Raw genomic sequence first — 8,536 nt, 5'->3', positions numbered from 1 at the left:
TAAAATAGGTATAGTAATCTAAATTCGACTGTGTTATAATGGTTTAATGGTTAAACTTGGGTCATTATGCCCAGATTCAAAAATGTAGCCTTAAGGCTGATTTGAAATAAATAGTCGGTTAAAGTGTTAAAAATAGGTTACTCAAGATCAACCTACACATATAGATTGAACGCTTTAACCATAATTAAATAAGAATAGAAGTTAATCAAGGAGGAACAAATCAATGAACACAACAGTGGAAAAATTAGAAAACAGTATGGTGAAACTTGTAATCGAAGTAGATGCAAATGAGTTTGAGAAAAGTTTACAAGCAGCCTACTTGAAGAATAGAGGTAAGATTACTATTCAAGGCTTTAGAAAAGGCCGTGCACCTCGTAAACTAATTGAGAAGGTTTATGGTGCAAATGTATTTTATGAAGATGCTGCCAATGGTATTATTCCTAACGCTTACGATCAGGCGGTAGAAGAAACCGGACTTGAAGTCATGTCAAGACCTGAAGTAGATGTTGAGCAAATCGAATCAGGGCAAAACTTCATCTTTACTGCAAAAGTTGCTGTAAAGCCGGAAGTGACACTTGGAGATTATAAGGGTCTTGAAGTGGAAAAAACAAATGTAGAAGTTACAGATGAAGACATTGAAGCTGAACTCAAAAGTGTTCTAGAGAAAAATTCAAGAATGGTTGGTGTTGTTGGTAGACCGGTAGAGATGGATGACCATGTTGTTATTGATTTTGAAGGTTTTGTAGATGGCACACCTTTTGCTGGTGGCAAGGCAGAGAGTTTTAGTCTAGTAATCGGTTCAGGTTCATTTATTGATACTTTTGAAGAACAAATCATCGGAAAAAATATTGGTGAAACTTTTGAAGTTAATGTAACCTTCCCGGAAGACTATCAGTCAGAAGCTTTAAGAGGTAAACCGGCAATGTTTACAGTAACCTTACATGAGATAAAGGCAAAAGAAATGCCAGTTCTTGATGATGAGTTTGCAAAGGATGTTTCTGAGTTTGATACGCTAGCGGAATATAAGGAAGATGTTGCAAAACACATTCTTAATAAAAAAGAAGCAGCAAGCAAACAAGAAAACCAGAGCAATCTGCTTAAAGCCATTATTGAGAAGGCGACAATGGATATGCCTGAACCTATGGTTGAACTAGAAGCAGAAAATATGACCTATGAGTTTTCACAAAGACTTCAAACCCAAGGCATGAAAATTGAAGACTATTTTAGAGTGACAGGTCAAAATATGAATACACTAAAAGAGCAAATGAAAGGTCAAGCCATAGAAAAAATCAAGGTAAGATTAGTTCTTGAAGCCATAGCCAAAGCAGAAAACATTGAAGTGACCGATGAAGCTGTTGAAGCAGAACTGGTCACGATGGCAGAACAATACAACATGGACCTTGCAGTACTTAAAGAAACCATTGGGGAAGAAGAAAAAGAATCTATTCGCCAAGATATGTTGAATCAAAAGGCCCTTGACCTTGTCGTAGAAGCATCTAAAGAAGTGTAATAAGACAATTTAGATATAAGATTAGGCAATGCCAATTCCGATAAAGGAGGATGGTAATATGAGTTTAGTACCTTATGTAGTAGAACAAACAAGTCGAGGAGAACGTACTTACGATATCTTCTCAAGATTACTAAAAGACCGTATAATTTTTCTAGCTGAAGAAGTGAACAATACAACAGCTAGCTTGGTAGTGGCACAGATGTTATTTCTAGAGGCCGAAGATCCAGACAAAGATATTCATCTTTACATCAACAGTCCGGGAGGTTCCATAACAGCAGGCATGGCGATTTATGACACCATGCAATTAATTAAGCCTGACGTATCAACCATATGTGTGGGTATGGCTGCAAGCATGGGTGCTTTCTTATTGGCCGGTGGTGCAAAAGGCAAAAGGTTTGTATTGCCAAACGCAGAAGTCATGATTCATCAGCCACTAGGTGGTACTCAGGGGCAAGCAACGGACATAAAGATTCATGCAGAACGGATTATTGCTATGCGTGAGTCATTGAACAAAATCTTAAGTGAAAGAACAGGACAATCTCTTGAGATAATTGAAAGAGACACAGAAAGAGATAACTTTATGATAGCGGAGCAAGCAGTTGCTTATGGAATCGTTGATAAAGTCATCGAAAAGCGATAACTGAAAGTAGGTGGACAAATGGCTAACAAATTTGATGATAAGAAGCAACTTAGATGTTCTTTTTGTCATAAAACTCAAGATCAAGTAAGAAAACTAATTGCAGGACCAAATGTCTACATATGTGATGAATGTATAGAATTATGTGCAGATATTGTAGAAGAAGAGTTCCAGGATTTCAAAGAAGAGGTTGAGTTGGCCAATGTACCAAAGCCAATAGAAATCAAAACATTTCTTGACGGTTATGTTATCGGACAAGAAAAAGCTAAAAAGACTTTGGCGGTTGCGGTTTACAACCACTACAAAAGAATCCGTAGCAATAATGTTTCAGAAGATGTTGAGCTACAAAAAAGTAATATTCTAATGGTAGGCCCAACAGGATCCGGTAAAACTTTGTTGGCCCAGACCTTGGCTCGAATGTTAAACGTACCTTTTGCTATTGCGGATGCAACCTCATTAACCGAAGCAGGTTATGTTGGAGAAGATGTAGAAAATATTCTATTGCGTCTGATTCAAGCAGCGGATTTTGACATTGAAAAAGCAGAGCAAGGCATTATATATATAGACGAGATTGACAAGATTGCACGTAAGTCTGAGAACCCGTCTATTACGAGAGATGTTAGTGGAGAAGGTGTTCAGCAGGCTTTACTAAAAATACTAGAAGGTACAGTGGCATCCGTACCGCCCCAAGGTGGTCGAAAGCACCCCCATCAAGAATTCATTCAAATCGATACAACAAATATTCTTTTTATATGTGCAGGAGCGTTTGATGGCCTAGAAAAGGTAATTGAACAAAGAGTCGGAACAAAATCTATGGGATTTGGAGCCGATATTGTGAGTAAAAAAGATGTTCAAGTTGGTGCTATACTTGAGAAGCTATTGCCCCAAGATTTGTTGAAATTTGGTTTGATTCCTGAGTTTGTCGGACGTGTACCTGTAAGTGTTACCTTGTCAAACTTGACAGAAGAGGTATTGGTTCAGATTTTGACCCAACCGAAAAATGCTTTGGTCAAACAATATGAAAGTCTATTTATGTTAGACGATGTTGAGTTAGAGTTTGAAGAAGAGGCCTTGGTTGCCATTGCAGGATTAGCGGTCCAAAGAAAGACCGGTGCTCGTGGACTTCGAGCTATATTGGAAGAGTTGATGATGGAGATTATGTATGAGATTCCATCAGATGAAAAAATAGAAAAATGCATTATAACAAAGGAAACAGTAGAGAATAAAAGTTATCCTCAGGTTATAGTAAACGAGAATGTGGCAATGATTAAGAAAGACCAAGCTTTAACCAAACCAAGAAGTAAACGTAAAAGTGAAAACGAAACAGCATAATGAATATATCTTAAGGGGGCTGTGGTTGAGCTCCCTTATTGCTATTTGGACAAAAATGGTTAAAGGTTACCGTAAGCAACCTAAATGAATCATCGAAGGAGGTTCGTATATGACAGAACATGCCATTTTATTGCCGGTTTTGCCTTTAAGAGGTATTAATCTTTTTCCCAATACAATCATGCATTTTGATGTAAAACGAGACAAATCAGTAAAAGCTTTAGATCAAGCCATGTTAGAAGGTCAGATGATTTTTCTGGTCGCCCAAAAGCAAGCCCACGTGGAAGAACCGGGCATTATTGAAGATATGTATGAGGACGGGACCATTACAAAAATCAAGCAATTAATTAAATTACCCAATAAAATCGTTCGTGTCTTAGTAGAAGGCATTAGCCGTGGTCGAATCATTAATTTCTCTGACCAAACATCATATTTGGAAGCCAATATTGAGACGATTGCGTCCTTGGACGAACCTATAAGTATTGAAGAAGAAGAAGCAATGCGACGCATCGCTTATGAGTCGATTCATGAATATGAAAAAGTGAATCCTAATTTTTCAAAGGATACTTTAAACAATATACGTAAAATAAAACATATTGGTGAAATGACGGATAATATTGCTTTTAATTTAATGACATCCTTGTCCAATAAACAAAGTATTTTAGGCGAAATAGAGGTTAAGTCCAGATTCAAGTTGGCTATTTCTATGCTAAACGCTGAAGTAGAAATCATGAAGCTAAAAAACAACATAAATAATCAGGTCAAACAAAAAATTGACCAGAATCAAAAAGAATATTTTTTAAGAGAACAATTAAAAGTCATTCAAACAGAATTAGGTGATCAACAAGAAATTGAAGATGAAGTCATGGAATATATGGAGGCTGTGGACAATCTAAATGCCTCAGAGGAAATTAAGGATAGGTTGTATAAAGAGCTAAAAAGATTGAAGCGTATGTCAGCTTCATCTGCAGAAGGTTCTGTTATCCGAAGCTATATTGAATGTATCCTAGAGATGCCTTGGGATGAAAAAACAGAAGAAAGTACAGACATCGAAAGCGCTAGAGGTATCTTGGATGAAGACCACTATGGTCTGGAAAAAGTCAAGGAAAGAATTATTGAACATTTAGCGGTTAGAAAAATAGCAAAAAAAACCGATAGCCCGATTATATGTCTGGTTGGACCACCCGGAACCGGTAAGACTTCCATAGCGAAGTCAGTAGCAAGGGCACTTAACCGTCATTATGCCAGAATATCTCTTGGTGGTGTTAGAGATGAAGCGGACATAAGAGGACATAGGAAAACCTATATTGGCGCTATGCCAGGTCGTATAGTCAATGCCTTAAAACAGGCAAAAACCAGTAATCCTTTGATTTTACTGGACGAGATGGATAAAATGAGCTCTGATATGCGGGGCAACCCATCAGCAGCATTGCTTGAAGTCTTAGATGGTGAACAAAACGATAAGTTCAGAGACCATTATGTAGAGATGAATGTTGATTTATCCGATGTACTATTTATAGGTACGGCAAATACCTTAAGAACCATACCGAGACCCTTAATGGATCGACTAGAGATTATTGAGGTACATAGTTATACTGTTAATGAAAAAGTACATATTGCAAAAGCTCACTTGATAAAAAAACAACTTGATAAACATGGCTTAACAACAGGGCAACTAAAATTCAGTGATAAGGCACTTATAGAGATGATCAATAGTTATACAAAAGAAGCCGGTGTTCGAAACCTAGAGCGAAAAATCGGAGGAATATGTCGTAAAGTGGCTAAAGAAATTGTCATTGGTGAGAAGAAAAGGGTTCAAATCACGGAAAAGAATATTAAGAAGTATTTAGGCATTACCTTGTTTCATTATGATAAACGCTGTGATGAGCCGCAAATAGGCGTTGTTAGAGGTTTGGCTTGGACAGAAGTCGGCGGTGATACCCTGTCAATTGAAGTAAATGTCATGCCTGGTACCGGTAAGTTTGAGATTACAGGACAGATTGGTAATGTCATGAAGGAATCTGCCAGAGCAGCCATTAGTTATGCAAGATCGATATCAGGCAATCATAGTATTGATGAGGCATTTTATACCAACAAGGATATCCATATTCATATACCTCAAGGCGCTGTGCCAAAAGATGGACCATCTGCAGGCATTACTTTAGCCACAGCTATTATATCAGCCCTGTCAGGTGTCAAGGTCCATAATAAGGTTGCAATGACCGGAGAAATCACATTAAGAGGGCGTGTATTACCTATTGGAGGTTTGAAAGAAAAATTGCTGGCAGCCAAAAGGGCAGGCATAGAAAAAGTATTGATACCGATTGATAACAAAAGGGATATAGAGAAAATCAGTGAAGAGATTCTGATGGGATTAACCATCGTATATGTCCGAAACATGGATGAGGTTTTAAAAGAAGCTTTAATTAAGGAGACAAAAGATGCAGGTAAATAATGTTAGATTAGAAGCGGTTGGTGTCAAGTTTGAACAATTCCCCGAAACGGATTATCCTGAAGTGGCATTTGCAGGCAGGTCTAATGTTGGTAAATCATCTCTCATTAATGCCCTGATTAATCGAAAAGCATTAGCACGCACCTCTGGACAGCCGGGAAAAACGCAAACCATTAATTTCTATAATGTAGAAGAACAGCTATATTTTGTGGATTTACCTGGATATGGTTATGCTAAAGTTGCAAGAGCGTCCAGAGAACAGTGGGGTAAAATGATTGAGTATTACCTCAATAGAAGAGTACCTCTTGGTATGATTATTTTGTTGGTGGACATTCGACATGCACCCAACGAAAACGATCGTATAATGATGGACTACATAAGGACAGCAGGCTTTGAACCGTTAGTCGTAGCAACCAAAGCGGATAAATTAAACAGGTCTCAAATTATCAAACATTTAAAAGTTATTAAGCAAGCACTGGCCTTACATAGCACCAATCAGATTATCCCTTTTTCATCCATGACTAAGCAAGGTGCTGAAGCGATATGGGCGGAAATAGATCAATGGCTAGCGTTTGTTAGAGAACAAAATGAAGAAGAAGAACAGATTTAATCTGTTCTTCTTCTTCATTTTTCTCTAGGAAAGTCATACTTTAGTATTCAGCCTTGAAGCGTGGCAGAATACGTCAAAGACCTTTCCTTTCGAACCATTCAGAAATATGAGCAGAGCTCATAACGAAGCGAAGCTTCTTTTCTTGTTTAATTGCTTATTCAAGAAGATTATATAAGAGTTGTTTATAGATTTCATGGCTTTTACTTTCCCAAGCATCACATATTTTTAAAGCTTCCTCTTTTTCTGTTACCCTTAAATTAATCTCTATAAGATTCTTATTATCTTCTTTGGCAACACAATTGACATAAAAATCACCGTTTTTTTCAGGGATATAGTCAGCAACAACATCAAATTTAGACTTGATGTCATATTTATTTTTTTTGAGGTATATAATCATATCATCTTTGATGCTCTCAGGGATATGGTTCTTAAAGTATTCTAATGTCTCGCAACCGGCATCGGTGATATCATAGAGCGTATGACTTGATATCTTGGAGGATTTTAGCAACCTAGCATCAATCATCTGTCCGATATAAGTCTGAAGCGAAAAGTAATCTGTATAATCTGAAACCAACAAAAAATCAGAGAGTTGGGTATTAGATAGGGGTAATCCTGCTTTTTCAATTAGGAACAAGATCATAAGCTTGTTTAGACTTAGTTCATAATCGTTACCGGTCATGTTCAGGCCTTCTTTCGTTGTTTTCTAATAACTTTCCTTGCCATAGTTCTCTATCTTTAAAACATTGATGAATTTTATTAAGAACGCCGCGTTTATTTAAACTCCATAAGGGGGCAATCAAATCTTCTTTTGGCGCATCACCGGTAATTCGGTGTACAACCATGTTCGGATTTATATTTGCAATGGCGGTGACAATCAAGTTAGCATAACCATCTAGAGTTAATAGTCTAAAAGGTTTTTCTGTATATAAGCTGCCTAAATCCGTATTTCTAAGGACTTGTAGAAGTTGAAATTTTATGCCGTGGACTTGAGAACGATTGACATAAGCAACGCTTTCTAAAAATTCTGTATCTGTTTCTGTTGGAAGTCCGGCAATTAAGTGGACCACGACTTTTATATTAATAGCGTGTAGGCTTTGGACGGCATGATCAAAAACCTCCAGAGGATAGCACCTTCTTATAAAACTTGAGGTTTTTTCGTGAATGCTTTGCAGTCCTAGCTCTACCCATACAGGCTTTACTTGAACCAATTCCTTTAATAAGTCAAGAATGTCTTTTGACAAACAATCCGGTCGCGTCGCAATGGAAAGACCTAAAATATCAGGTCGTTGGATGATGCTTCTATAAGTAGTTCTCAAATAGTCTATCGGTCCATAGGTGTTGGTAAATGCTTGAAAATAGGCGATATAGTGTTGGCCTTCATACTTCTTTTGTAATAGGCCTTTGGCCGTATCCAATTGTTTTTCATGAGTTGAAGCTGAAGGTGTTGCAAAATCACCGGAACCTGAACTAGAGCAAAAAATACAACCTCGGTAATCTAAAGTGCCGTCCCTGTTTGGACAAGTTAAACCAATGTCTAAAGCAATTTTGTATGTCTTTTGACCAAATAGCTGATTATAGTAACAGTTTAGGCTATAGTAGGGTTTCTGGTCAGGCCATATCATAGGATGCTCCTTTTTACATTCTCTAGGAAAGTCTATGTTATGTTAATGCGTTGAAGCCTCGCATTAACTATCAAAGAAGTCTTTCCTGCCGGAACAATTTGCTTCGCAAAACGAGGCGTAGCCTCTTTGTTATATGTCCCTATTTTAACAGACTTTAATACTAAAGTCATTCGAAAAGTGGCGATGGACAGTAAAATAACCACATTAAAGAATGTGGTTATTTTGATGAGGGGAGTATAAATAATTAATAAGGGGTTATATAGTGGGTACGAATCTCGTTCCAATAAGAAGGGAGAACAAAATTCAACCACAACCTAATTATAATATATGTATTTCTATAAAACAATACCTAAATTAAAAAAAATAAAAATATATT

At 37.3% G+C, this 8,536-nt stretch carries 7 protein-coding genes; 5 read left to right on the top strand and 2 right to left on the bottom strand.

The window, feature by feature from the left end; translation table 11 throughout:
- The first annotated feature begins 223 nt into the window (after positions 1-223).
- The 5 genes from tig to yihA all read left to right on the top strand — a co-directional run bounded on the left by tig (position 224) and on the right by yihA (position 6,538).
- On the top strand, positions 224-1,510 hold the full coding sequence (tig, locus tag P0N36_RS13880; protein ID WP_275843457.1) for a trigger factor: 1,287 nt from the start codon (positions 224-226) through the stop codon (positions 1,508-1,510).
- A 58-nt stretch (positions 1,511-1,568) separates the two neighbouring features.
- Positions 1,569-2,150: an ATP-dependent Clp endopeptidase proteolytic subunit ClpP gene (gene clpP / locus P0N36_RS13875; protein WP_275843456.1), complete on the top strand. Its 582-nt coding sequence runs from the start codon at positions 1,569-1,571 to the stop codon at positions 2,148-2,150.
- An 18-nt stretch (positions 2,151-2,168) separates the two neighbouring features.
- Positions 2,169-3,479 (top strand): ATP-dependent Clp protease ATP-binding subunit ClpX, encoded by a 1,311-nt coding sequence (gene clpX, locus P0N36_RS13870; RefSeq protein ID WP_275843455.1) that lies wholly within the window; start codon positions 2,169-2,171, stop codon positions 3,477-3,479.
- A gap of 109 nt (positions 3,480-3,588) precedes the next feature.
- A complete protein-coding gene (lon, locus tag P0N36_RS13865; protein ID WP_275843454.1) occupies positions 3,589-5,931 on the top strand; it encodes an endopeptidase La in 2,343 nt (780 codons plus the stop codon).
- Positions 5,918-6,538 carry a ribosome biogenesis GTP-binding protein YihA/YsxC gene (gene yihA / locus P0N36_RS13860; protein WP_275843453.1) on the top strand — a complete coding sequence of 207 codons (621 nt, stop codon included), beginning with the start codon at positions 5,918-5,920 and terminating at the stop codon, positions 6,536-6,538. The genes lon and yihA overlap by 14 nt, the downstream gene beginning before the upstream one ends.
- Positions 6,539-6,692: 154 nt before the next feature.
- Here the strand turns inward: yihA and P0N36_RS13855 are convergent, their stop codons facing one another.
- Positions 6,693-7,217 carry a DUF4364 family protein gene (locus tag P0N36_RS13855; RefSeq protein ID WP_275843452.1) on the bottom strand — a complete coding sequence of 175 codons (525 nt, stop codon included), beginning with the start codon at positions 7,215-7,217 and terminating at the stop codon, positions 6,693-6,695.
- Positions 7,207-8,160: a TIGR01212 family radical SAM protein gene (locus P0N36_RS13850; protein WP_275843451.1), complete on the bottom strand. Its 954-nt coding sequence runs from the start codon at positions 8,158-8,160 to the stop codon at positions 7,207-7,209. Before P0N36_RS13850 ends, P0N36_RS13855 begins: the two co-directional genes overlap by 11 nt.
- Between the last annotated feature and the right edge of the window lie 376 nt (positions 8,161-8,536).

The sequence above is a fragment of the Petrocella sp. FN5 genome, from assembly GCF_029210395.1.
Taxonomy (GTDB): domain Bacteria; phylum Bacillota; class Clostridia; order Lachnospirales; family Vallitaleaceae; genus Petrocella.
The sequence above is the reverse complement of the archived record's forward strand: the minus strand, read 5'-3'. Positions and strand labels throughout refer to the sequence as shown.